20 protein-coding genes and 1 pseudogene are annotated in these 22583 nt (G+C 54.6%); 14 read left to right on the top strand and 7 right to left on the bottom strand.

The annotated features are described in order from the left end of the window. The first annotated feature begins 11 nt into the window (after nucleotides 1-11). Together HA41_RS05600 and HA41_RS05595 are read left to right on the top strand one after the other, a co-directional pair. Nucleotides 12-1730 (top strand): ShlB/FhaC/HecB family hemolysin secretion/activation protein, encoded by a 1719-nt coding sequence (locus HA41_RS05600; protein ID WP_094119939.1) that lies wholly within the window; start codon nucleotides 12-14, stop codon nucleotides 1728-1730. Nucleotides 1731-1801: 71 nt separating this feature from the next. Further along, nucleotides 1802-3406 (top strand): filamentous hemagglutinin N-terminal domain-containing protein, encoded by a 1605-nt coding sequence (locus HA41_RS05595; RefSeq protein WP_094119938.1) that lies wholly within the window; start codon nucleotides 1802-1804, stop codon nucleotides 3404-3406. Between the two features lie 86 nt (nucleotides 3407-3492). Here the strand turns inward: HA41_RS05595 and rpmE are convergent, their stop codons facing one another. Then, nucleotides 3493-3708, bottom strand: coding sequence for a 50S ribosomal protein L31 (gene rpmE / locus HA41_RS05590; protein ID WP_003851227.1), 216 nt, complete (start codon nucleotides 3706-3708; stop codon nucleotides 3493-3495). Between the two features lie 225 nt (nucleotides 3709-3933). On the opposite strand from rpmE, the gene priA reads away from it, so the two are divergent. From priA to rraA, 6 genes are all read left to right on the top strand, one after another. After that, nucleotides 3934-6129, top strand: coding sequence for a primosomal protein N' (gene priA / locus HA41_RS05585; RefSeq protein ID WP_094119937.1), 2196 nt, complete (start codon nucleotides 3934-3936; stop codon nucleotides 6127-6129). Nucleotides 6130-6291: 162 nt separating this feature from the next. Then, nucleotides 6292-7329: a DNA-binding transcriptional regulator CytR gene (gene cytR, locus HA41_RS05580; RefSeq protein WP_094119936.1), complete on the top strand. Its 1038-nt coding sequence runs from the start codon at nucleotides 6292-6294 to the stop codon at nucleotides 7327-7329. 154 nt (nucleotides 7330-7483) lie between these two features. After that, nucleotides 7484-8461, top strand: a complete 978-nt coding sequence (gene ftsN / locus HA41_RS05575) for a cell division protein FtsN (protein ID WP_094119935.1) — start codon at nucleotides 7484-7486, stop codon at nucleotides 8459-8461. A gap of 89 nt (nucleotides 8462-8550) precedes the next feature. Next, nucleotides 8551-9081: an ATP-dependent protease subunit HslV gene (gene hslV, locus HA41_RS05570; RefSeq protein ID WP_094119934.1), complete on the top strand. Its 531-nt coding sequence runs from the start codon at nucleotides 8551-8553 to the stop codon at nucleotides 9079-9081. A 10-nt stretch (nucleotides 9082-9091) separates the two neighbouring features. Continuing rightward, entirely contained in the window at nucleotides 9092-10429 is a 1338-nt protein-coding gene (gene hslU, locus HA41_RS05565) for an HslU--HslV peptidase ATPase subunit (protein ID WP_094119933.1), read from the top strand. A gap of 156 nt (nucleotides 10430-10585) precedes the next feature. Then, nucleotides 10586-11071 (top strand): ribonuclease E activity regulator RraA, encoded by a 486-nt coding sequence (gene rraA, locus HA41_RS05560; protein ID WP_009088032.1) that lies wholly within the window; start codon nucleotides 10586-10588, stop codon nucleotides 11069-11071. 55 nt (nucleotides 11072-11126) lie between these two features. On the opposite strand, the gene zapB is transcribed toward rraA, so the two are convergent. Beyond that, nucleotides 11127-11366: a cell division protein ZapB gene (gene zapB, locus HA41_RS05555; protein ID WP_003851242.1), complete on the bottom strand. Its 240-nt coding sequence runs from the start codon at nucleotides 11364-11366 to the stop codon at nucleotides 11127-11129. 405 nt (nucleotides 11367-11771) lie between these two features. Between zapB and HA41_RS05550 the strand changes: the two genes are divergently transcribed. From HA41_RS05550 to glpX, 3 genes and pseudogenes are all read left to right on the top strand, one after another. Then, entirely contained in the window at nucleotides 11772-12626 is an 855-nt protein-coding gene (locus tag HA41_RS05550; RefSeq protein ID WP_094119932.1) for an MIP/aquaporin family protein, read from the top strand. A 30-nt stretch (nucleotides 12627-12656) separates the two neighbouring features. Next, nucleotides 12657-14168, top strand: a complete 1512-nt coding sequence (glpK, locus tag HA41_RS05545) for a glycerol kinase GlpK (RefSeq protein WP_010672072.1) — start codon at nucleotides 12657-12659, stop codon at nucleotides 14166-14168. A 97-nt stretch (nucleotides 14169-14265) separates the two neighbouring features. Continuing rightward, a pseudogene (gene glpX / locus HA41_RS05540) lies at nucleotides 14266-15275 on the top strand (class II fructose-bisphosphatase). On the opposite strand, the gene emrD reads toward glpX, so the two are convergent. Next, entirely contained in the window at nucleotides 15265-16458 is a 1194-nt protein-coding gene (gene emrD / locus HA41_RS05535) for a multidrug efflux MFS transporter EmrD (RefSeq protein WP_094119931.1), read from the bottom strand. The pseudogene glpX and the gene emrD sit on opposite strands and share 11 nt — an antisense overlap. A 273-nt stretch (nucleotides 16459-16731) precedes the next feature. Between emrD and fpr the strand changes: the two genes are divergently transcribed. Next, nucleotides 16732-17478 (top strand): ferredoxin--NADP(+) reductase, encoded by a 747-nt coding sequence (gene fpr / locus HA41_RS05530; protein WP_094119930.1) that lies wholly within the window; start codon nucleotides 16732-16734, stop codon nucleotides 17476-17478. Here the strand turns inward: fpr and HA41_RS05525 are convergent. Then, nucleotides 17469-17903 carry a DUF805 domain-containing protein gene (locus HA41_RS05525; RefSeq protein ID WP_094119929.1) on the bottom strand — a complete coding sequence of 145 codons (435 nt, stop codon included), beginning with the start codon at nucleotides 17901-17903 and terminating at the stop codon, nucleotides 17469-17471. The two genes, fpr and HA41_RS05525, sit on opposite strands and share 10 nt — an antisense overlap. Nucleotides 17904-18002: 99 nt before the next feature. Here HA41_RS05525 and HA41_RS05520 point away from each other — a divergent pair, with 99 nt between their 5' ends. Beyond that, a complete protein-coding gene (locus HA41_RS05520) occupies nucleotides 18003-18593 on the top strand; it encodes a DUF1454 family protein (protein ID WP_094119928.1) in 591 nt (196 codons plus the stop codon). A 120-nt stretch (nucleotides 18594-18713) separates the two neighbouring features. Beyond that, nucleotides 18714-19481, top strand: coding sequence for a triose-phosphate isomerase (gene tpiA / locus HA41_RS05515; RefSeq protein ID WP_094119927.1), 768 nt, complete (start codon nucleotides 18714-18716; stop codon nucleotides 19479-19481). 31 nt (nucleotides 19482-19512) lie between these two features. Here tpiA and HA41_RS05510 read toward each other — a convergent pair whose 3' ends face one another. The 3 genes from HA41_RS05510 to pfkA all read right to left on the bottom strand — a co-directional run bounded on the left by HA41_RS05510 (nucleotide 19513) and on the right by pfkA (nucleotide 22516). Then, nucleotides 19513-20286: a CDP-diacylglycerol diphosphatase gene (locus tag HA41_RS05510; RefSeq protein ID WP_094119926.1), complete on the bottom strand. Its 774-nt coding sequence runs from the start codon at nucleotides 20284-20286 to the stop codon at nucleotides 19513-19515. Between the two features lie 134 nt (nucleotides 20287-20420). Further along, nucleotides 20421-21410 carry a sulfate ABC transporter substrate-binding protein gene (locus HA41_RS05505; RefSeq protein ID WP_094119925.1) on the bottom strand — a complete coding sequence of 330 codons (990 nt, stop codon included), beginning with the start codon at nucleotides 21408-21410 and terminating at the stop codon, nucleotides 20421-20423. 143 nt (nucleotides 21411-21553) lie between these two features. Then, nucleotides 21554-22516, bottom strand: coding sequence for a 6-phosphofructokinase (pfkA, locus tag HA41_RS05500; RefSeq protein ID WP_046289520.1), 963 nt, complete (start codon nucleotides 22514-22516; stop codon nucleotides 21554-21556). Between the last annotated feature and the right edge of the window lie 67 nt (nucleotides 22517-22583).

Below are 22583 nucleotides of genomic sequence, written 5' to 3'. Positions count from 1 at the left end.
CAGGAAGTACGATGGCATCCATTTATCTGAAAAAAAAACATAAAAACCTTTCGCCCGTTATTATTATATTTGCCATTATAATCTGCATTTTTTCTGACCGGACACAAGCTGCGCCGGTACTGGAAGAAAAAAACAGTGCAACTCATGCACTTTTACAGGATCGGATACGCAAAGAGCAGTTAATCCCTAAACCGCAGCAAACACCCTCTGATAAACAGGCTGTCGGGCATGAGGAAATTCGCTTCCCGAATGAAAAGATCTGCTACAAGATTGATAATGTTAATTTAAAGCCGGATAGCGATAAACTTCACCTTGAAAAATTAAGCTATTTTACTGCTCAGGCCGAAGGAAAATGTCTGGGCATTGCGGGCATCAGACTGCTGGCAAAAACCCTGCAAAACGAAATAATCAGGCTGGGATATATTACCACGCGAGTTAACCTACCCAATCAGAACCTTTCAGCTCATACATTAAATTTTGAAATTAATGCGGGTAAGGTGGGAAATATCGTCGTCAATAAAGCAAGCGGCGATTATATCAATCTCGGTAATACGTTACCGCTAAAAGAGGGCGATATACTCGAGCTTGGCGATCTTGAACAGGGCAGCCTGAATCTGCAGCGCGTACCGGGTTCGCAGGTCAGGATCAATGTGTTGCCGGGTCGTGAAAAAGGCGAGAGTGATATTCATATCCGGCGCGAACAGGATAAATACTGGCAGGTGGGAGCGTGGATCAATGATGCAGGCTCGGTCGCAACTGGCCGTTACCAGGCAGGCGGTGCGCTCTATTTCAATAACATCACCTCAATGAGTGATACTTTCTACCTGTCATATGGCCATGACATTGCCCCAGGGCATACGGTTAAAGGCAACAGTAATCAATCTGTGGGTTATTCCATCCCGTGGGGTTACTGGTGGCTCGATGTTTACGCCAGCCGGAGTCAGTATCAGCAATACATCAACGGTAACTGGGCCAGCTGGCGATTAAATAATAAAAATCGTTATTACAGCGCTCAGCTCAATCGTTTGCTCTCGCGCACTGTGCATCAGACCACCACGGCGGGCCTGCAAATCTTTAATACAGAAGCGCGCTATTCTCTTAATGACTTCGATCTCGTCAGCATGCATAAAAAAAATGCGGGCTGGAAAGCGGTGCTGCAACATCAGACCCGCTACGATAATGCTGGCCTGGCCGCCAGCCTGAGTTATCAAAAGAAGATGCCATGGTTTAATAGCAGCCACACTGCTGAGCAGCAATACCGGCTCATTGATAAAGAAGGCAGGATTGTCACCTTAAATCTGGAAGGCTCAGTTAACTTTCGTCTGTACGACAACTGGCTCAACTATTCTCCTCATCTCAGCCTGCAATATTCGCCCGATAAACTTTCTTCTCTTGATCGCTTTTCGCTGGCAAATCGCTGGACCGTGCGCGGTTTCGATGGCGAAAACACCCTTCAGGACAATAAGGGATGGTACTGGCGTAACGATATCAGCTGGCTATTTCCTGACAAGCCGGTGCAACCTTATATCGGCCTTGATGCAGGCCAGGTTTATGGTAATTACAGCCAGCAATATTACACAGGTAAAACCGTCATTGGCAGCGTGATCGGCTTACGGGGCCAATACCAGCAAACGCACATTGATATTTTTGCTGGCACACCACTTAAAAAACCGCAGTCATTTCATACTGATCCACTTACGCTGGGTTTCTCATTACAATGGAAATATTAAAAAAAGGAGGCCGAACTTAATTTCATCGCAGATTACAAACTTTAAAAACATTAATCCATTAAAGGGTAAACATGAAAAAGCATAAAGTCAGCCTGTTATTTCTGGCCACATTAGCCACGTTTTGCAGTTCGTCCGCTTTTGCTGCATTGAATAGTTACACTCATGCCAACGGATCGACTGTCATTAATATCAATCAAGCGGATGCGAATGGTCTGTCGCATAATATGTACCAAAATTTTGATGTGACAAATAAGGGATCGATCATCAACAACAGCACCACAGATTTGGTACGTGAAAGCGGCAATATTGCGCGTAATAGCAATCTGGATCGCTCTGCCAGTCTCATTCTTAATGAAGTCATTTCCACAAGCCCATCTACACTCAACGGTTTTATCGAAGTTGCTGGTCAAAGGGCGGATGTAATCATCGCCAACCCGAACGGGATTACCTGTTCTGGCTGCAGCTTTATCAATACCGGACGCGCGACGTTAACGACGGGGACTCCTACCTTCAGCGATGGCACATTGACCGGCTTCAAAGTAGCTAAAGGGACGATAAGTGTTAACGGTAAAGGCCTGAAAGGGGCCGATTACACCGACCTGCTGGCGAAAAAGATTAACATTCAGGGCATGATTGAAACCAGCCAGTTGAAAGCTATTGCGGGGACCTATGATTACGATATCGCCTCTGCTCAGGTGACTGCGAATGGCAACACACGGCTCTTCAGTAACAGTATAGATGTGAGCGAACTGGGGGGCGCAACGGCAGGTATTATTCAATTGCAGACCACTGAGGCGGGAGCGGGAGTCAATAACAGTGGCATCCTCAACGCCAGCGGCCTTTATATCGCCTCTAATGGCGCGTTGACTAACAGCGGTACCCTGCAAAGTGGCGTCATCAGTGCGTCAGCCAGCAACGACATCACCAATAAAGGGCATCTTTCTTCAGCTCAGACAGCGCTGCAGACATCCAGCACATTTAATAACAGCGGTACCATTGAGACCACTGATTATATTAATGTCGTCAGTGCAGGGAAATTTTCTAACAGTGAAAACGCGCAAATCACTGCAGCGGGTAATATCAACGTCGTTTCTATCGCCGGTGATATTGAGAATACCGGTAAAATCAGTGCCGGAAAAAATCTGTTGATGCAGACCGGCTATGGTTCAGTTGACGGAACGATGACCGCCATCGCTAACACCCGTCTGCTCAACTCTGGCTCGCTTCAGGCAGGTAATATCAGTCTGAACGCGGTTAAAGAGATTAAACTGTCATTGGGTGGAGATGTCACTACACAAGGCACAGCTTATCTTTCAGCGTCAAAAGTTTCTAACGCCGCGACCCTGACCGGCCAGAACACCTCTATCGTAGCCAATGAAGTGCAGAATAGCGGCCTTATGCAGACCACCGGAACGTTAAGTGTCTATGGTAAAAACAACATAATGAATACCGGCACGTTAAAAGCGGGAACGCTGGCGCTGACAACGGATGAGAAAATCAGCAATTCGTCCTGCATATTGTGGGTATTGTGCATCAAAGGCACCATGGCGGCGGATAAGATCACCATCACTGCACCCAAAATCGCGAGTCTCAGCAATCTGGATGGTTACTATTCCACGCAGACACTTGAGCTGAATAAGCCTGCTGCTTCTTCAGAATCAGCCCCCAGCCTGTAGCTGGTCGTAAGACAGAAATAAAAAAACCCAGCCGAAGCTGGGTTTTTTCTTGCCGCCGAACCCGCAGGTTCAGGTGCCTTTTAATCTTATTTTTTAGCGCCTGGCACGCTGAAACGCTTGTTAAAGCGGTCAACACGGCCACCAGTTGCCACTTCACGCTGCTTACCGGTATAGAACGGGTGGCATTTACCACAGACGTCCAGGTTCAGTTCGTGAGTCAGTGTTGAACGGGTGTGAATCTCGTTGCCGCAGGTACATTTGATAGTAACTGCTTCGTATTTCGGGTGAATACCTTGTTTCATGGGAAACCTCATATAAGGCCGTGTCGCTCTCCGTGCCAGGTCGAAACCTGCACAGCACCACACGCGGTTGAACAATAAAGGGTGGACTCCGGCAAGATCTTTCTCACCGAAGGCGCAACATTATACAGCTAACTTCTGATTGCTGCAAATCTATGCTGAGATACCCGCCATCGGGGCCAGCGTGTACACTATCTCCCCCGATAATTGAGCCGGAAAAAGATCGCTATGCCCGTTGTTCAGGTTGCCCTGCCCGTCCCCTTGCCCCGCCTGTTTGACTATCTGCCGCCGCAGGGCGCGCAGCCGGTGATTGGCGGTCGCGTGAGCGTGCCGTTCGGCAACCGCAGAATGATCGGTGTCGTGGTTGCACTGCGCGACAGTAGCGATCTGCCGGAAGCGCAGCTGAAGCGGGTGGCGGAGGTGCTGGACAGCGAGTCGCTCTATCCGGCATCGTTGTGGCGCATCCTTAATTGGGCAGCCAGCTACTACCATTCACCGCTCGGGGAAGTGCTAAGCCATGCGATCCCGGTGTTGCTGCGTCAGGGTAAACCGGCGCAGGACAATCCGTTATGGCAATGGGTCATTACCGAACAGGGTCGTGCTACCGCGCCTGAAACGCTGAAGCGCGCACCAAAACAGCAACAGGCGCTGGCCGCGCTACGTCAGCGTCCGCTCTACCGTCATCAGGTGAGTGAACATGATTTGACGGATGCGGCAATGCAGGCGCTACGGGCTAAAGGCTTATGCGATCTGTATGAGCATCAGCCGCAGATGCATGACTGGCGCACCACCTTCGCGGTCAAAGGCGAGCGCCTGCGGCTGAATACCGATCAGGCGATGGCGGTGGGCGCGATTCGGGCCGAAGATGAACACTATGCCGCCTGGCTGCTGGCAGGGATTACCGGTTCCGGCAAAACAGAAGTTTATCTCAGCGTGCTGGAAAATGTGCTGGCGCGTGGCAGGCAGGCGCTGGTGCTGGTGCCGGAGATTGGCTTAACCCCGCAAACTATTGCCCGTTTCCGTGAGCGCTTTGATGCGCCGATCGATGTGCTCCACTCCGCCTTAAATGACAGTGAGCGGCTGGCGGTCTGGTTGCGCGCGAGACGGGGCGAAACCGCCATCGTGATCGGCACCCGCTCGGCATTGTTTACCCCACTGGCGCGTCCTGGCGTGATCATTATTGATGAAGAGCACGACAGCTCCTATAAACAGCAGGAAGGCTGGCGCTATCAGGCGCGCGATCTGGCGGTGTTCCGCGCCCATGAAGAGAACATCCCGATAGTCATGGGGACGGCAACCCCGGCGCTGGAGACGCTGCACAACGTGCGTAGCGGTAAATATCGCCAGCTCGATCTGACGAAACGCGCCGGAAATGCCAGACCCGCGCTGCAACAGTTGATTGATCTGAAAGGCTTGCAGCTGACGGGTGGCCTGGCACCGGCGCTGATCGGCAAAATGCGTCTGCATTTGCAGGCTGACAATCAGGTGCTGCTGTTTCTCAACCGGCGCGGCTTTTCACCGGCGCTGTTGTGTCACGATTGCGGCTGGATTGCCGAATGTACGCGTTGCGATCGTTACTACACGCTGCATCAGCACCATCGCCAGCTGCGCTGCCACCATTGCGACAGTCAGCGTCCGCTGCCGAATCAGTGTCCGCAGTGCGGCTCGACACATTTATTGCCGGTAGGCGTTGGCACCGAACAGCTGGAGCAGCAACTCGGGACGCTGTTTCCCGGCATTCCGGTGTCGCGCATCGATCGCGATACCACCAGCCGCAAAGGCGCGCTGGAGCAGCATCTGGCCGATGTCCATCGCGGCGGCGCCCGGATTCTGGTCGGCACCCAGATGCTGGCGAAAGGTCACCATTTCCCTGATGTCACGCTGGTCTCGCTGCTGGATGTGGATGGAGCGCTGTTCTCGGCTGATTTCCGCGCCGCTGAACGGTTTGCCCAGCTCTATACCCAGGTTGCGGGTCGCGCCGGTCGCGCCGGTAAACAGGGCGAAGTGCTGCTGCAGACCCATCATCCGGAACATCCGCTGCTGCAGACTCTGCTGCATAAAGGCTATTTTGCCTTCGCCCAGCAGGCGCTGCTGGAGCGTCAGGCGGTATTCCTGCCGCCGTGGAGTCGCCATGCCCTGTTTCGGGCGGAAGATCTGGATAATCAGCAGGCTGCGGAGTTTCTGCAACAGCTGCGAAACCTGCTGGAGTCGAGCCCGCTGAATGACACCTCAATGTGGTTTATGGGCCCGCTGCCCGCTCTGCAACCCAAACGCAGCGGCCGCTGGCGCTGGCAGTTACTTCTCCAGCATCCTTCGCGTCAGCGACTACAACAGTTACTCAGTAGTTCCCTGCCGCTGGTTTCGACCCTGCCCGCCGCACGCAAAGTAAAATGGACGCTGGATATCGATCCCACCGAGAGCTGAAGCGGATGACTCTGCGAGCCAGATCGAAAAAAGTCGCATAAGTCACAATTTTTATGCAAATTAAGTAACAACCAGCCGGGCAATCGTTAACAATGTTGCCCGGCTTGCTTTTTGGACAGGCAAAACAGAATCGAACGCGCCTTAACGCGTCAGGAGCATGTGTTGGAGCAGAATCAACAACCGCCCGCTGCCACTATGAAAGACGTCGCGGAAAAAGCGGGCGTCTCAACCGCCACCGTTTCGCGTGCGCTGATGAACCCGGAGAAAGTTTCAGCCGCGACCCGGCAAAAGGTTGAGCAGGCGGTAGCGGCGGTGGGATATGCACCGCACGGGCTGACGCGTAATGCCCGCCGTAACGATACCCAGACCATTCTGGTGATTGTTCCCGACATTTGCGATCCCTTCTTCAGCGAAATCATTCGTGGCGTCGAAGTTACAGCAGCCCAGGAGGGCTATCTGGTGCTGATTGGCGACTGCGCGCACCAGAATCAACAGGAAAGAACCTTTCTCAATCTGATGGTCACACGACAGATTGATGGCATGGTGCTGCTTGGCTCACAGCTGCCCTTTGATGCCAGCGTCGATGAGCAGCGTAATTTGCCGCCGATGGTAATGGCGAACGAGTTTGCCCCGGAAATGTCGCTGCCCACCGTTCACATTGATAATCTGACCGCCGCCTTTGAAGCGGTAAATCATCTGCTCCAATTGGGACACCGGCAAATCGCCTGTATCGCCGGGCCGGAAGAGATGCCGCTCTGTCAGTATCGCCTGCAGGGTTATGTTCAGGCGTTGCGCCGCAGCAGCCTGACGGTCGATCCTACCTATATTGTGCGCGGTGATTTTACCTTTGACGCGGGCGTAGCAGCGATGAAGCAGCTATTGTCACTGCCACAGCCGCCGCGCGCCCTGTTCTGCCACAGCGATATTATGGCGCTCGGCGCGATGAATCAGGCCAGGCGCAGCGGACTGCGGATACCGGAAGATCTGTCGGTGGTCGGGTTTGATGATATTGAGTTGTCGCGTTACTGCGAGCCCCCGCTGACCACAGTGACACAGCCACGCTATCAGATTGGCCGGGAAGCGATGCTGCTGCTGCTGGATGAGTTGCAGGGTAAACGCGTCAGCAGCGGATCACGGCTGCTGGATGCCGGACTGACGATTCGTGGCAGCACGGCGCCAGCAAAAAAGCGTGAAAAATAAGCGTAATCCTGTGCTTTTTTCAGTAGATTCTTAAGGCGAACACTGCTGGTCAAAGTTCCGACCCTTGAGTAACATGGCGGACTCCTTGCCGGGCGCGTGAAAATGATCGATTAGCCCATTTGGCACTATTTTTTTGAAGGGTATCAGAACGAGAGTGGCACAAAAAGATTATGTAGGCCGCGGGCGTTCAACAGGGACGCGTCGCAAAAAAGGCCCCAGCCGTGGCAAGAAGAGTAAAGGCGGTTCGGGAACATCAAAATTGATGATTGTACTGGCGGTTGCGGTGTTGGTGACCTTTGCCGGTGGTTTATGGTTCCTGGCGCATCACAAGAAAGAGGACGTGCCGGTCATTACGGATCATAAAGCCAACGGTAATGGCTTACCGCCTAAGCCGGAAGAGCGCTGGAAGTACATCAAAGAGCTGGAAAATCGTCAGGTCACGGTGCCGACGCCTATCGAACCCTCTTCGGGTGGTGAAGTGAAGTCGCAGACTCAGCTGACCGACGAGCAGCGCCAGTTGTTAGAACAGATGCAGGCCGACATGCGTCAGCAGCCCACACAACTGAACGAAGTGCCGTGGAACGAACAGACGCCGGCTCAGCGTCAGCAGACGCTGCAACACCAGCAGCAGTTACAACAGCTGCAACGTCAGCAGCAGCAGGACCAGCAGCAACAACAACGCCAGCAGTTGCAGGCGCAGCAACAGCAGCAACGCCAGCTGCAGTTACAACAGCAGCAGCAACGTCAGCAACAGCAGTTGCAGCAACAACAGCGTCAGCAGCAGCAGCAGCAGCAGCAGCAAAATGCACAACGCCAGGCGCAGCCTGCGCCGGTTACGCGTGAACCGGTATCGCAACCGAAACCGCAGGAAACTGCGAAGGCCAAATCGGCAGAGAAAGCCTCTTCCCAGCGCTGGATGGTGCAGTGTGGCTCCTTCAAAGGCACGGACCAGGCCGAATCGGTACGCGCTGGCCTGGCATTTGAAGGTTTTGAAAGCCGGATTACCACCGGCGGTGGCTGGAATCGCGTGGTGATTGGTCCCTATAAAGATCGCGCCACCGCTGACAGCACCCTGAAACGCCTGCGCAGTTCCGGTCACTCCAGCTGCATTCCGCTCTCCGTCGGGGGTTGAAACCCGTCAAACCCGCCCCATATCTGTTTGCATGAACCTCCGCGCCCGGTGCGCGGAGCCTTTTTCCGAATGCAACAAGGGGTCTGCCCGTGACAACAATAGTAAGTGTACGACGCAACGGCCAGGTAGTGATTGGCGGTGATGGCCAGGCTACGCTGGGCAATACCGTAATGAAAGGCAACGTTAAAAAAGTGCGTCGTTTATACAACGATAAAGTGATCGCTGGCTTTGCTGGCGGCACTGCAGATGCCTTCACCCTGTTTGAACTCTTCGAACGTAAACTGGAAATGCATCAGGGTCACCTGGTGAAAGCGGCGGTTGAGCTGGCCAAAGACTGGCGTACTGACCGTATGCTGCGCCGCCTTGAAGCATTACTGGCGGTCGCCGATGAGTCCGCGTCGCTGATCATCAGCGGCAACGGTGATGTCATCCAGCCTGAAAATGATCTGATCGCCATCGGTTCCGGTGGTCCTTTCGCCCAGGCAGCAGCTCGTGCGCTGCTGGAAAATACCGAAATGGGCGCACGCGACATCGTCGAGAAATCGCTGAACATCGCGGGTGATATCTGCATCTACACTAACCATAACGTTAATTTCGAAGAATTAACTTCCAGGGCGTAAGGATTAAAACATGTCTGAGATGACTCCACGCGAAATCGTCAGCGAGCTGAACCGTTTTATCATTGGCCAGGACAGCGCTAAGCGCGCCGTGGCTATTGCGCTGCGCAACCGCTGGCGCCGCATGCAGCTTGACGAAGAGCTGCGCCATGAAGTGACACCTAAAAACATTCTGATGATCGGTCCGACCGGTGTCGGTAAAACCGAGATCGCCCGTCGGCTGGCTAAACTGGCCAACGCGCCGTTTATCAAAGTCGAAGCGACGAAGTTCACCGAAGTGGGCTATGTCGGTAAAGAAGTGGACTCAATCATCCGCGATCTGACTGACTCAGCGATTAAAATGGTGCGCAGTCAGGCGATTGAAAAGAACAAATACCGTGCTGAAGAGATGGCGGAAGAGCGCATTCTTGATGTGCTGATCCCACCGGCAAAAAATAACTGGGGCCAGCCAGAGCAGGCACCGGAGCCGTCAGCCGCTCGTCAGTCTTTCCGCAAAAAACTGCGTGAAGGCCAGCTGGATGATAAAGAGATTGAGATCGACCTGGCCGCCAGCGGTCCGGGCGTTGAGATCATGGCCCCTCCGGGCATGGAAGAGATGACCAGCCAGCTGCAGTCGATGTTCCAGAACCTCGGCGGTCAGAAACAGAAACCACGCAAGCTGAAGATCAAAGAAGCGATGAAGCTGCTGGTGGAAGAAGAAGCGGCCAAACTGGTGAACCCGGAAGAGCTGAAGCAGGAAGCGATTGAGGCGGTCGAGCAGCACGGTATCGTGTTTATCGATGAGATCGACAAAATCTGTAAGCGCGGCGGCCAGAATGCCGGCGGCCCGGATGTCTCACGCGAAGGGGTTCAGCGCGACCTGCTGCCGCTGGTTGAAGGCTGTACGGTTTCAACCAAACACGGCATGGTGAAAACTGACCACATTCTGTTTATTGCTTCAGGGGCTTTCCAGGTGGCCAGTCCATCCGATCTGATCCCGGAACTGCAGGGTCGTCTGCCCATTCGTGTCGAACTGCAGGCGCTGACGGTGAATGATTTCGAGCGCATCCTGACTGAACCCAACGCGTCTGTCACCGTGCAATATAAAGCGCTGATGAACACCGAAGGCGTTAATATCGACTTTACCGACGACGGTATCCGTCGTATCGCTGAAGCGGCCTGGCAGGTCAACGAAACCACCGAAAACATCGGTGCGCGTCGTCTGCATACGGTGCTGGAACGTCTGATGGAGGATATCTCCTATGACGCCAGCGATCGCCACGGCGAATCGGTCACCATTGATGCTGACTATGTTGGTAAGCATCTGGATGAACTGGTGGCGGATGAAGACCTGAGCCGCTTCATCCTGTAATCGAGCCGATCAGTATTTTTCTACAGCCCAGCCATCCGGTTGGGCTTTTTTATGCATGCTCTTGATGCAACGCTGCTTTTTTCCACTGATGATTTTGCCAACAATCAGCATAAAGCGATATACTTACCGCTCCTGTGGCAAACAGACGAAACCCTTATGAAATACGATACATCTGAACTCTGCGACATCTACCATGAAGAAGTGAATGTTGTTGAACCGCTTTTTTCAAATTTTGGTGGGCGCACTTCATTCGGTGGTCAGATTACCACAGTGAAATGCTTTGAAGACAACGGTTTACTTTACGACCTGCTGGAAGAAAACGGCCGTGGTCGGGTGCTGGTGATTGATGGTGGCGGCTCGGTACGTCGCGCACTGGTCGACGCACAACTGGCGCGTCTGGCAGCCACCAATGAGTGGGAAGGCCTGGTGATCTACGGTTCAGTCCGTCAGGTTGATGAGCTGGAAGAGCTGGAGATCGGCATCCAGGCCATCGCGGCGATTCCGGCGGGCGCAGCCGGTGAAGGGATTGGTGAGAGCGATGTGCGCGTCAATTTCGGCGGCGTTACCTTCTTCTCTGGCGACCATCTCTATGCCGATAACACCGGCATCATCCTGTCAGAAGACGCGCTGGACCTCGAATAACGCCAGCAATGAAAAACGGGTGCCTTAGCACCCGTTTTTCACGTCAGTTGAGGCTTCAAACCTCTTCCATTTTTCCCAGCAATGCACGCAGACGTTCCTGCCATACGTGTTGCTCTTCTTTCAGGTGCTGATTTTCACGCATCAGCGCGTCGTGGTTGCCCGCGACTTGTTGCGCATCGTTACGCAGTGAGTTGTTCTGCTCTTTCAGCTCTTCGATTTCCATCTGCAACAGGGTGATGGTATCAATCGCCTGCTGTACTTTCGCTTCCAGTTTCTCAAACACTTCAAATGACATCTTTCTGACCTCTCCTAAATTCCTGCAAGGCGTTGATGATGCCAGCGTAAGCCAGCAACGTTGTCCCGATTGTATGTAGCCTCACCCCGCAAGTCCAGCAACGCGGGCGCACCGGGCGCAGTCTGTAACACTTTTCAGCCAATCCCTAAGATTCCGCTGCGCTTATTGCGGCTGCGCTTTTGCTGCCCGTGCCCACTACCGCAATCCGGGCCGAATGATGATTAAGGAAAACCGAAACACGCGAAAACGCGCATTTTTATGACACAGTACACAAAAAATGATTTCGCTATTTCTCGTTTATGTTCGTTAACGATAAATTCACATTAGCCCTACAATAAAGCTGGGTGACTCATGGACTGAGAACAAAAACTGATAAAATTTAACCTCGCTTCAGGAACAATTATTATGAGTCAGACAACTAACACGCTTAAAGGTCAGTGTATTGCCGAATTCCTGGGGACCGGCTTGATCATTTTCTTTGGTGCAGGCTGTGTGGCTGCGCTGAAACTCGCCGGTGCCGCCTTCGGTCAGTGGGAAATCTGTATTATCTGGGGCCTGGGTGTTTCCATGGCTGCCTACCTTACCGCTGGCATTTCAGGTGCGCATCTGAATCCGGCGATTACCGTTGCACTGTGCTTGTTCGCTAATTTTGAAGGACGTAAAGTCGTACCCTACATCGTTTCACAGGTGGCCGGAGCCTTCTGTGCTGCGGCGCTGGTCTACGGCCTCTACTACAGCCTGTTTATCGACTATGAGCAGAGCCATCAGATGGTGCGCGGCACCGTTGAAAGTCTCGACCTGGCAGGCATCTTCTCTACCTACCCTAACCCGCACATCGGCGTGGGCCAGGCTTTCCTGGTTGAGATGGTGATCACCGCAGTATTAATGGCGGTCATCATGGGCCTGACGGATGACGGCAACGGCATTCCACGCGGTCCGCTGGCGCCGCTGTTGATCGGCCTGCTGGTGGCGATTATTGGTGGCGCGATGGGTCCCCTGACCGGCTTCGCCCTCAATCCGGCACGTGATTTCGGACCCAAGATCTTCGCATGGCTGGCAGGCTGGGGTAACGTGGCCTTTACCGGCGGTCGTGACATTCCTTACTTCCTCGTGCCGATTTTTGGCCCGCTGGTTGGCGCCTGCCTGGGTGCAGTCGGTTATCGTGTACTGATTGCCCGCTACCTGCCAGGTACCGCTCAGGAACCGGCCAGTGTTCCAGCAGAAAAACCGGTTGCGCGCGCTCAGCAGCGTAAAGCGTAAGTTTCACCTTTTATCATCAGGACTGAATTTATGACTACCACCGATAAAAAATATATTGTCGCGCTCGATCAGGGCACAACCAGTTCACGCGCCGTCGTTCTCGACCACGACTCCAATATCGTCGCGGTATCGCAGCGCGAATTCACCCAGATCTACCCGAAAGCGGGCTGGGTTGAACATGATCCGATGGATATCTGGGCGTCACAAAGCTCAACGCTGGTTGAAGTGCTGGCACATGCCGACATCCGCTCTGATGAGATTGCGGCAATCGGTATCACCAACCAGCGCGAAACCGCTATCGTCTGGGAAAAAGAGACCGGCAAGCCGATTTACAACGCCATCGTCTGGCAGGATCCCCGCACCGCTGACTACTGTCACAAACTGAAGAAAGAGGGTCTGGAAGAGTATATCCAGCACACCACCGGTCTGGTGATTAACCCTTATTTCTCCGGAACCAAAGTGAAGTGGATCCTGGATCACGTTGAAGGCTCGCGTGAGCGTGCGAAACGTGGCGAGCTGCTGTTCGGTACCGTCGATACCTGGCTGGTCTGGAAAATGACCCAGGGACGGGTGCATATCACCGACTATACCAACGCCTCCCGTACTATGATGTTTAACATCCACAAGCTGGAGTGGGATCAGCGTATGCTGGATATCCTGGATATCCCGCGTGAAATGCTGCCGGAAGTGAAGTCCTCTTCTGAAGTCTATGGTCAGACCAACATCGGCGGTAAAGGCGGTACACGTATTCCTATCGCCGGTATTGCCGGTGACCAGCAGGCGGCGCTGTATGGCCAGCTCTGTGTACAGCCTGGCATGGCGAAAAACACCTACGGTACCGGCTGCTTTATGCTGATGAACACCGGCACCGAAGCGGTCACCTCCACGCACGGACTGCTGACCACGATTGCCTGTGGCCCGCGCGGTGAAGTGAACTATGCACTGGAAGGGGCTGTGTTTATCGGTGGTGCCTCTATTCAGTGGCTGCGCGATGAGATGAAGCTGATCAGTGAAGCTGCTGACTCTGAATACTTCGCCATGAAGGTGAAAGATACCAACGGCGTTTACATGGTGCCTGCTTTCACCGGTCTGGGCGCGCCTTACTGGGACCCGTATGCCCGTGGTGCTATCTTCGGCCTGACCCGTGGTGCCAACGCTAACCACATCATCCGTGCGACGCTGGAATCAATCGCTTATCAGACGCGTGACGTGCTGGAAGCGATGCAGAATGATGCTAACACTCGCCTGCAGGCGCTGCGTGTCGATGGTGGTGCGGTTTCCAACAACTTCCTGATGCAGTTCCAGTCTGACATCCTCGGCACCCGTGTTGAGCGTCCGGAAGTGCGTGAAGTCACCGCGCTGGGTTCGGCTTATCTGGCGGGTCTGGCGGTCGGCTTCTGGCAGGATCTGGATGAAGTCCGCTCGAAAGCGGTCATCGAGCGTGAATTCCGTCCAAGCCTGGAAACCACCGAACGTAACTTCCGTTATGCCGGCTGGAAGAAAGCCGTTGCCCGCGCGCAGGCGTGGGAAGAACAAGAGTAAGATCAAAGCCCGCGACCGTTGCTGTCGCGGGCCCTTTTCCCCGCCATGCTGCCCCGCTGTGTTACACTGCCTGCCTGTTTTTTGTCAGGTAGATGCCATGAAACGAGAACTTGCGATTGAATTTTCCCGCGTAACCGAAGCTGCCGCACTGGCAGGCTATCACTGGTTAGGACGAGGCGACAAAAATGCGGCCGACGGTGCCGCTGTCCATGCCATGCGCCACGTACTCAACTCGATTGAAATTGACGGTCAGATTGTGATCGGTGAAGGCGAAATCGATGAAGCGCCGATGCTCTATATCGGTGAGAAAGTCGGCACCGGTCGCGGCGATGCTGTCGATATCGCGGTCGATCCGATCGAGGGTACCCGAATGACCGCCCTTGGTCAGGCGAACGCCCTGGCGGTCATGGCGGTCGGCGACAAGGGCAGCTTTCTCCATGCGCCCGACATGTACATGGAAAAGCTGATTGTTGGTCCGGCAGCGCGCGGAGAGATCAACCTCGACCTGCCGCTGGAAACTAACCTGCGCAATATCGCGATAGCGATGAATAAACCGCTGGCGCAGTTAACCGTGTCGATTCTGGCGAAGCCGCGTCATGACGCTGTGATCGCCCAGCTGCAACAGCTGGCGTGCGGGTCTTTACCTTCCCCGATGGCGACGTGGCAGCCTCTATTCTGACCTGCATGCCGGACAGCGAAGTGGATGTGATGTATGGCATCGGCGGCGCACCGGAAGGCGTAGTCTCCGCGGCGGTGATCCGCGCGCTGGATGGGGATATGCAGGGCCGGTTGCTGGCGCGTCACCACGTGAAAGGTGACAGCGCTGAAAACCGTCTACTCGGCGAGCAGGAGCTGCAGCGCTGTGCGGAGATGGGCATTGAAGCGGGTAAAGTGCTGGTGCTGGATGAGATGGCGCGCAACGACAATGTGGTGTTTGCCGCCACCGGCATTACCAGTGGCGACCTGCTGAAGGGCATTACGCGTCAGGGCAATATCGCCACCAGTGAAACCCTGCTGATTCGCGGTAAGTCGCGCACCATTCGCCGCATCCAGTCGATTCACTACCTCGACCGTAAAGATCCGGCGCTGCATCCGTTTATCCTGTAACCGGCTGGTTGCCGCGCTCCGGCTGACGTGAGAGCGGCAACCAGCACAGCAGCATCACCAGCGCGGTAAAGAACATCAGCATACCGAGGCTGAACTGATCGCGTTGCGGCATCAGCGCCGATAACCACGCTACCAGCCCGGAGCCGAGATTCTGCATCCCGCCAATCAGCGCGCCCGCGCTGCCCGCCAGCCAGGCGTAGGGTTCCATTGCGCCCGACGTCGCCAGTGGAAACAGCATCCCTGCGCCAAAGAAGAACAGCGCAGCCGGCACCAGTAGCGTCCAGATATTCATTACGCCGAACCAGGCCGGGATCCACATCAGCACGCCCGCCAGCAGGCAGCTATTCACGCCCCACCACATCAGGCTGTGCCAGGAGCCCTGCTCGCGGCCAGCGAACCAGGCACCAAAAAAGGCGGCAGGAATCGGCAGGATAAACAGAATACTGACGGTCAGGCTGTTCAGGCCGAGCACGCCACCCAGCAACACACCACAGCTCGATTCAAACACCGCAATGCCCGCCAGCGCGCCAATCAGCAACACAATGTAGCGGACAAAATTGACGTCGCTGAGCAAGCGGACATAGCGTTTAAAGAACGGCGTCACTTCGGCACTGTAGGGTCGGGTTTCCGGCAGCCAGCGCGCCATCGAGCCGGTCACGGCCAGGCAGAGCAGCAACAGGAAGGCGAAGCAGGCATGCCAGCCAAACAGCTGAGTCAGCAGTGCGCCAATCACCGGTGCCAGCAGCGGGCTGACCAGAATCCCCATATTAAGCAGGCTGTTGGCACGGCGCAGCGCGTGTCCCTCGTAGAGATCGCGCGGCATGGTACGGGCCATCACGCCCGCAACGCCGGTTCCCAGTCCCTGCACCGCGCTGCCAAGCACCAGCATATCAAGCGACGTGGCCATCAACGCGGTGATCGCGCCGATCATAAAGATCATCATGCCCGCCAGGATCACCGGCCGGCGTCCAACGCTGTCTGACAACGGACCATAGATCAGCTGCGATCCGCCATAGGTCATTAAATAGGCCGCCATCACTCGCTGCAGCGCACCATCGCGTACGTGCAGTGCGTCAGCCATCGCGGCCATTGCCGGGACATAGATGGTCTGCGCCATCTGTCCGACCGCCACCAGCACAATCAGCATCACCAGCAAAGGGCGGTTTTCCAGTTTATTCTTCATGATTGAGTAACATATCGGTCTGAGAAAAGGGGTTAAAACAGCTGTTAACCGGCTGAATGCTTCGTTATGGCGGGAAAAATATCAGGATTAAATGACAAAGCGAGAGGATGCCAAAAAGGACCGGACTTGCGCCCGTCAAGTTTATGCGCCAGCTTGTAAAGGTAACGCAACAGTTTGTCGATTAGAGCCTTTGTCCGGAGGCAGGGTAGCAATCTCGCGGCGCAGTCGCGAAAATAGCCATCTGCCTGAATAATCAACAACCAGGGAGTGATTATGGCCGAGTGGGTCAATGCTGAAGTGAAGGAAGTGAAAAACTGGACGGATGCGCTGTTCAGCCTTCGGGTTCAGGCGCCCGTTGATCCCTTTATCGCCGGGCAATTTGCCAAGCTGGCGTTAGAAATCGACGGCGAACGTGTGCAGCGCGCTTACTCCTATGTTAATGCGCCAAAAGATGACCTGCTGGAGTTCTATCTGGTCACGGTACCGGAAGGCAAACTCAGCCCCCATCTGCACGCGCTGCGGCCGGGCGATCAGGTGATGGTCACCAAAGAGGCGGCGGGGTTCTTTGTGCTGGATGAAGTGCCCGACTGCCAGACCTTGTGGATGCTGGCGACCGGCACCGCCATCGGTCCCTATCTGTCAATGCTTCAGCAAGGCGAAGGGCTGGATCGGTTTGAAAATATCGTGCTGGTTCATGCGGCACGTTACGCGGCCGACCTGAGTTTTTTGCCGCTGATGCAGCAGTTACAACAGACTTATCACGACAAGCTGCATATTCAGACGGTGGTCAGTCGCGAACAGATCGCCGGTTCGCTCACCGGTCGCGTGCCTGCGCTGATTGAAAACGGCGAGCTGGAACGCGCAGTGGGATTATCGCTGGATGCTGACAGCAGCCATGTGATGCTGTGCGGCAATCCGCAGATGGTGCGTGATACCCAGCAATTGCTTAAGGAGACGCGCGAGATGCGTAAACACCTGAAGCGTAAGCCGGGTCATATCACCAGCGAACATTACTGGTGAGCCGCCTGCCAGTAACGCACGGGCAGCGCCGCGGCACCAAACCGGTTATCGCCGGGGGTGCCGCGAAACACGCCGAGATCGAGCAGTAATCCCGCCAGTATCACAAACGGAATGGCGCGTCCCACCAGCCACGGCAGGATGCCCTCTAACATGCTCCAGTTCCCCGCCACCAGCAGCCAGGCGACGATCAGTAAAAATCCCCAGTAGCCGCGACGGTTACGATCGTGCAGGCGCTTCACCAGCACCGCGCTGGCGGGCCACAGCAGGCAAACCACGCCAAACGCAGCCATCTGCGTATCGAGCCAGTCGTTACCTGCCAGAACGAATAATAAGGTAGTGGTCAGCAGCCACACGGCCTGCCAGATCCAGAAATCACGTCGCCCCAGCCGGCCCCGATAAGAAAAACACCATTGTTGTAACGTCATGCATTATCACCCCGGAGAAATTAAAGCCGCCGCGCTTTTGACCTCGCGGATAAAAACCGTTCTAATTTGGGCCTGAGTTTACTGGTTAGGGTCGACAAAATGAAGAATTTGCCTGGCGCATTGCTGTTATCGCTTGCGCTGACGGTTCCGGCATTTGCCGCCGATCCGCAACCGCAGGATCGTGCCGATGCACTGCCCGCGGCGCCCTATCTGCTGGCGGGCGCGCCTACCTTTGATATGACTATCGGCCAGTTTCGTGAAAAGTATAATCTGGCAAACCCGGCGCTGCCGCTGCAGGAATATCGCGCCATCGATAATCGGGGTGATAAAAGCAATCTGACGCGCGCCGCCAGCAAAATTAATGAAACCCTGTATGCCTCCACGGCGCTGGAGCCGGGTACCGGCAAAATCAAAACGTTGCAGATTACCTGGCTGCCGTTGCCAGGTCCGGATCAGAGCGCATCACAGGAGAAAGCACTGGCTTATATGACCGCCTCGCTGCGTTTCTTTGTGCCGGGATTAAGCGCGGAAGAGGGGCGTAAAAAGCTGGATGGATTGCTGAAAGAAGGTAAGGAATCGCCCTACTATGCTCACGTCGAAGGCGCGTTGCGTTTTGTGGTGGCTGACAACGGCGATAAGGGCTTAACCTTTGCCATTGAACCGGTCAAACTGGCACTCGCGACCCCCTGATGATGTGGGCAAAAATGACGAAAAGCAAAGCCATCGCCACATTTGATCTCTATACTGTCTGGCAGACAACGCTGCCAGCTGGCAGCGATTTTTCATGTATCGCGTTATGCGGAGGATAGAATGCGACATCCACTGGTTATGGGTAACTGGAAGTTGAATGGCAGCAAGCAGATGACAGCCGAACTGATCGACGGTCTGCGCAGGGAACTGTCCGGCGTTGATGGGTGTGGCGTTGCCATTGCACCGCCAGCCCTCTATCTCGAGCAGGCGAAACATGCCATCTCTGGTAGCCACATCGCACTGGGTGCGCAGAACGTAGACGTTAACCTGTCTGGCGCCTTCACCGGTGAAGTTTCTGCCGAGATGCTGAAAGATATCGGTGCGAAATACATCATCATCGGTCACTCCGAACGCCGCACCTACCATAAAGAAAGCGACGAATTCATTGCGAAGAAATATGCAGTGCTGAAGTCTGTGGGTCTGGTACCGGTGCTGTGCATTGGCGAAACCGAAGCGGAAAACGAAGCGGGTCAAACCGAAGAAGTTTGCGCGCGTCAGCTGGATGCCGTGCTGGAAACGCAGGGCGCCGAAGCGTTTAAAGACGCGGTTATCGCTTATGAGCCCGTCTGGGCTATCGGTACCGGCAAATCCGCGACCCCTGCGCAGGCGCAAGCGGTGCACAAATTTATTCGTGATCACATCGCGAAGAAAGATGCAGCGATCGCTGAACAGGTCATCATTCAGTATGGCGGTTCGGTTAACGACAAAAATGCCGCTGAGCTGTTCACCCAGCCCGACATTGATGGCGCGCTGGTTGGCGGTGCGTCACTGAAAGCCGATGCGTTTGCCGTGATTGTTAAAGCAGCCGCTGCGGCAAAAAATGCCTAAGCGTTAACGTATCCATCCTGAGGGCGGCTGATTAAGCCGCCTTTTTTATTGGCGGGATTAACTGGCAGTCATGATCCTGTACCTCTTCCGCCGAACCGCGGTTCAGCAATAGCCAGTTACGCTCAATCGCCATCAGCACCAGCCGCCCATCGGGCAAACTCGCCAGCGCCAGACCATATTTCCCCATCGCCGTTCGCGCCTGTGGCACCTCATCCGCCAGGCGGATAAAAACACTTTGCTGTGCCAGTTCTGCTGGCGTCAGCGCACGCAACCCGTAGCGATGATTTCGCAGCATGGCCGTCTGCCACTGTGCATTAAGTTGCGGTGTCAGCTGATCAAGCTGCTGGCGGATATCCGGCCGTAAACAGGAGAGGTGAATATGGAGCTGGTTCTGAGTTCGCCCATACTGCGCATTGATCGCCAGTGACAGCACCCGGTCGTTAATCGGCGAGCCGTGTCGTTGCGCCAGTAGCTGGCGCTCACGCCAGCCGAAGGCAAAATAGTTGGGCGTGGCGGCATTGATTAACTGCGGGCTTTCCATGCCGCTGATTTTATCGAGCGGGATCAGCAGATATTGCAGCGGACCGTGAATATCTTTCAGCGTGGCGTAGCGATGTTGCAGATCGACCCGCTGGCAGGGTGCCGGTTCACCACGACTCTGCTGATTGGGAAGACATTGCTCGCTGACAATGTGCCACAGCGCATCAGCGTTCTTTTTGAAATGAAGAGCGGCAATCAGCATACTTCCAATCACCACTACCAGCAGAAATGTAATCAGACCGACTGCACGATGTCCTGACTGCATAACAACGATCTCTGTGTGGTTCAGCAGCCTGCATCCTCGCCTGGCGATAAGCGAATGTCACGGAGAATTGTCGGAGTGAGCTAAAGCATGGAGGTGAGAGAGGCGGCCAGCGCTGGATGCACCGGCCGCAGAGGTCAGGGTTTCATTACCTGGTCGTAGCTGCCACCGTCGGCAAAGTGCGCTTTTTGTGCCTGCGCCCAGCCACCGAATTTATCCTGAATGGTAAACAGTTTCACGGGCGCAAAGGTGCTGGCAAATTTTTTCGCCACTTCAGCGTCACGAGGACGATAGTAGTTCTGCGCGGCGATAGTCTGGCCTTCTGGCGAGTAGAGATATTTCAGGTAGGCATCCGCCACCTTACGTGTACCCTTCTCATCTACCACTTTGTCGACCACTGACACGGTTGGCTCAGCCAGAATAGATTCGCTCGGAGTAACAATCTCGAACTTGTCCTTACCCAGCTTATTGACCGCCAGATAGGCTTCGTTTTCCCAGGCGATCAGTACATCACCGATACCGCGCTCAACAAAGGTATTGGTTGCGCCGCGTGCGCCGGAATCCTGTACTTCAACGTTTTTGAACAGCGCCCGAACGTAGGCCAGCGCTTTAGCCTGATCGCCGTTATTGTGATCCAGGGCCCAGCCCCAGGCGGCCAGATAGTTCCAGCGCGCGCCACCCGAGGTTTTCGGGTTCGGCGTAATCACCGATACGCCCGGCTTGATCAGATCGCTCCAGTCATGAATCCCTTTGGGATTGTCTTTACGTACCAGGAAGACGATGGTCGAGGTATAAGGTGCGGAGTTGTCGGGCAGCCGCTGAAGCCAGTTTTTGTCGATACGGCCGCGCTCGGCAATTGCATCCACATCGGACTGCAACGCCAGTGTCACCACATCGGCACGAATGCCGTTGATAACGGACGTTGCCTGCTTACCGGAACCGCCATGAGACTGACGGACCACGACGTTATCGCCGGTTTCCTGCTTATAGTGCGCACTGAATGCTTTGTTGTATTGCTCATACAACTCACGTGTCGGATCGTAGGAAACGTTTAATAACTGAATGTCTTTCGCCAGTACGCTGGTAGAGGCCAGCAACAGGGTGATTCCGATACTCCACTTGTTCATTACGCACTCTCCCAATGTCGTTATGGGCTAAGCGTGACATAAACCATTACAGAGCTAAAAGAATTAAAAATAAACTGTTATAACCGTGAGGAATATACTAGCGGGCAGATCGGGCGTGCTGTGCTGCACGCCCGGAGAGGGGATCAGTAGAGCTGTTTAGCGGTATCCAGCCAGTCGCGCTTGAATGGACGCTTCATATTCTCAATCGCGTCGATGATGTCGTGATGCACCATCTTCTCATTCTGGATGCCAACGCAACGTCCGCCGTAACCCTGCATCAGCAGTTCAATTGAGTAGGCACCCATGCGTGATGCCAGAATACGGTCATAAGCACAAGGCGCGCCGCCACGCTGAATGTGGCCCAGCACGGTTGAACGGGTTTCGCGTTTAGTTTCGGTTTCGATGAAGCGCGCCAAATCGTCGATATCACAGATATGTTCGGTGATCGCGACGATAGCGTGCTTTTTACCTTTGGCGATGCCAGCTTTAATTTCCGCCACCAGCTCTTCACGGGTGTAAGGAATTTCCGGCAGCACGATAAATTCGCAACCGCCCGCAATCGCTGCCGCCAGCGTCAGGTCACCGCAATAGCGGCCCATCACTTCAACAATCGAAATACGCTGATGTGATGAAGAGGTATCACGCAGACGGTCAATCGCCTCAACCACCGTTTCCAGCGCGGTGAAATAGCCGATGGTGTAATCAGTACCGGCGACGTCGTTATCAATGGTGCCAGGCAGACCAATGCACGGGAAGCCCATCTCGGTCAGGCGTTTGGCGCCCATGTAAGAACCATCCCCACCAATGACCACCAGCGCATCGATGCCGCGCTTTTTCATGTTTTCAATCGCAACCTGTCGGACATCTTCATTACGGAATTCAGGGAAACGTGCAGAACCCAGGAAAGTGCCGCCGCGATTGATCATGTCGGAGACGCTATAGCGATCGAGGTTGATCATGCGATCTTCATACAAACCCAGGTAACCGTCATAGATCCCAAAAACTTCCAGTCCTTCACTCAGCGCGGAACGTACCACTCCACGAATAGCTGCGTTCATGCCTGGGGCGTCACCGCCGCTGGTCAATACACCAATTTTTTTGATCATGACAACCTCTGGATTGTTCAAAACTAAGGGTTAATCCTGCCTGTCGATCGCTGCTGAACATCATTCC

This window comes from Pantoea conspicua (assembly GCF_002095315.1).
Taxonomy (GTDB): domain Bacteria; phylum Pseudomonadota; class Gammaproteobacteria; order Enterobacterales; family Enterobacteriaceae; genus Pantoea; species Pantoea conspicua.
Note: the sequence above shows the minus strand (reverse complement) of the source record. Positions and strands in the feature narration are given on the sequence as shown.

Excerpts from the sequence above, each read along its gene's own strand:
- HA41_RS05600 (WP_094119939.1), top strand. The coding sequence starts at position 12 with ATGGCATCCATTTATCTGAAAAAAAAACATAAAAACCTTTCGCCCGTT.
- HA41_RS05595 (WP_094119938.1), top strand. The coding sequence starts at position 1,802 with ATGAAAAAGCATAAAGTCAGCCTGTTATTTCTGGCCACATTAGCCACG.
- rpmE (WP_003851227.1), bottom strand. The coding sequence starts at position 3,708 with ATGAAACAAGGTATTCACCCGAAATACGAAGCAGTTACTATCAAATGT.
- priA (WP_094119937.1), top strand. The coding sequence starts at position 3,934 with ATGCCCGTTGTTCAGGTTGCCCTGCCCGTCCCCTTGCCCCGCCTGTTT.
- hslU (WP_094119933.1), top strand. The coding sequence starts at position 9,092 with ATGTCTGAGATGACTCCACGCGAAATCGTCAGCGAGCTGAACCGTTTT.
- rraA (WP_009088032.1), top strand. The coding sequence starts at position 10,586 with ATGAAATACGATACATCTGAACTCTGCGACATCTACCATGAAGAAGTG.
- zapB (WP_003851242.1), bottom strand. The coding sequence starts at position 11,366 with ATGTCATTTGAAGTGTTTGAGAAACTGGAAGCGAAAGTACAGCAGGCG.
- HA41_RS05550 (WP_094119932.1), top strand. The coding sequence starts at position 11,772 with ATGAGTCAGACAACTAACACGCTTAAAGGTCAGTGTATTGCCGAATTC.
- glpK (WP_010672072.1), top strand. The coding sequence starts at position 12,657 with ATGACTACCACCGATAAAAAATATATTGTCGCGCTCGATCAGGGCACA.
- emrD (WP_094119931.1), bottom strand. The coding sequence starts at position 16,458 with ATGAAGAATAAACTGGAAAACCGCCCTTTGCTGGTGATGCTGATTGTG.
- fpr (WP_094119930.1), top strand. The coding sequence starts at position 16,732 with ATGGCCGAGTGGGTCAATGCTGAAGTGAAGGAAGTGAAAAACTGGACG.
- HA41_RS05525 (WP_094119929.1), bottom strand. The coding sequence starts at position 17,903 with ATGACGTTACAACAATGGTGTTTTTCTTATCGGGGCCGGCTGGGGCGA.
- HA41_RS05520 (WP_094119928.1), top strand. The coding sequence starts at position 18,003 with ATGAAGAATTTGCCTGGCGCATTGCTGTTATCGCTTGCGCTGACGGTT.
- tpiA (WP_094119927.1), top strand. The coding sequence starts at position 18,714 with ATGCGACATCCACTGGTTATGGGTAACTGGAAGTTGAATGGCAGCAAG.
- HA41_RS05510 (WP_094119926.1), bottom strand. The coding sequence starts at position 20,286 with ATGCAGTCAGGACATCGTGCAGTCGGTCTGATTACATTTCTGCTGGTA.
- HA41_RS05505 (WP_094119925.1), bottom strand. The coding sequence starts at position 21,410 with ATGAACAAGTGGAGTATCGGAATCACCCTGTTGCTGGCCTCTACCAGC.
- pfkA (WP_046289520.1), bottom strand. The coding sequence starts at position 22,516 with ATGATCAAAAAAATTGGTGTATTGACCAGCGGCGGTGACGCCCCAGGC.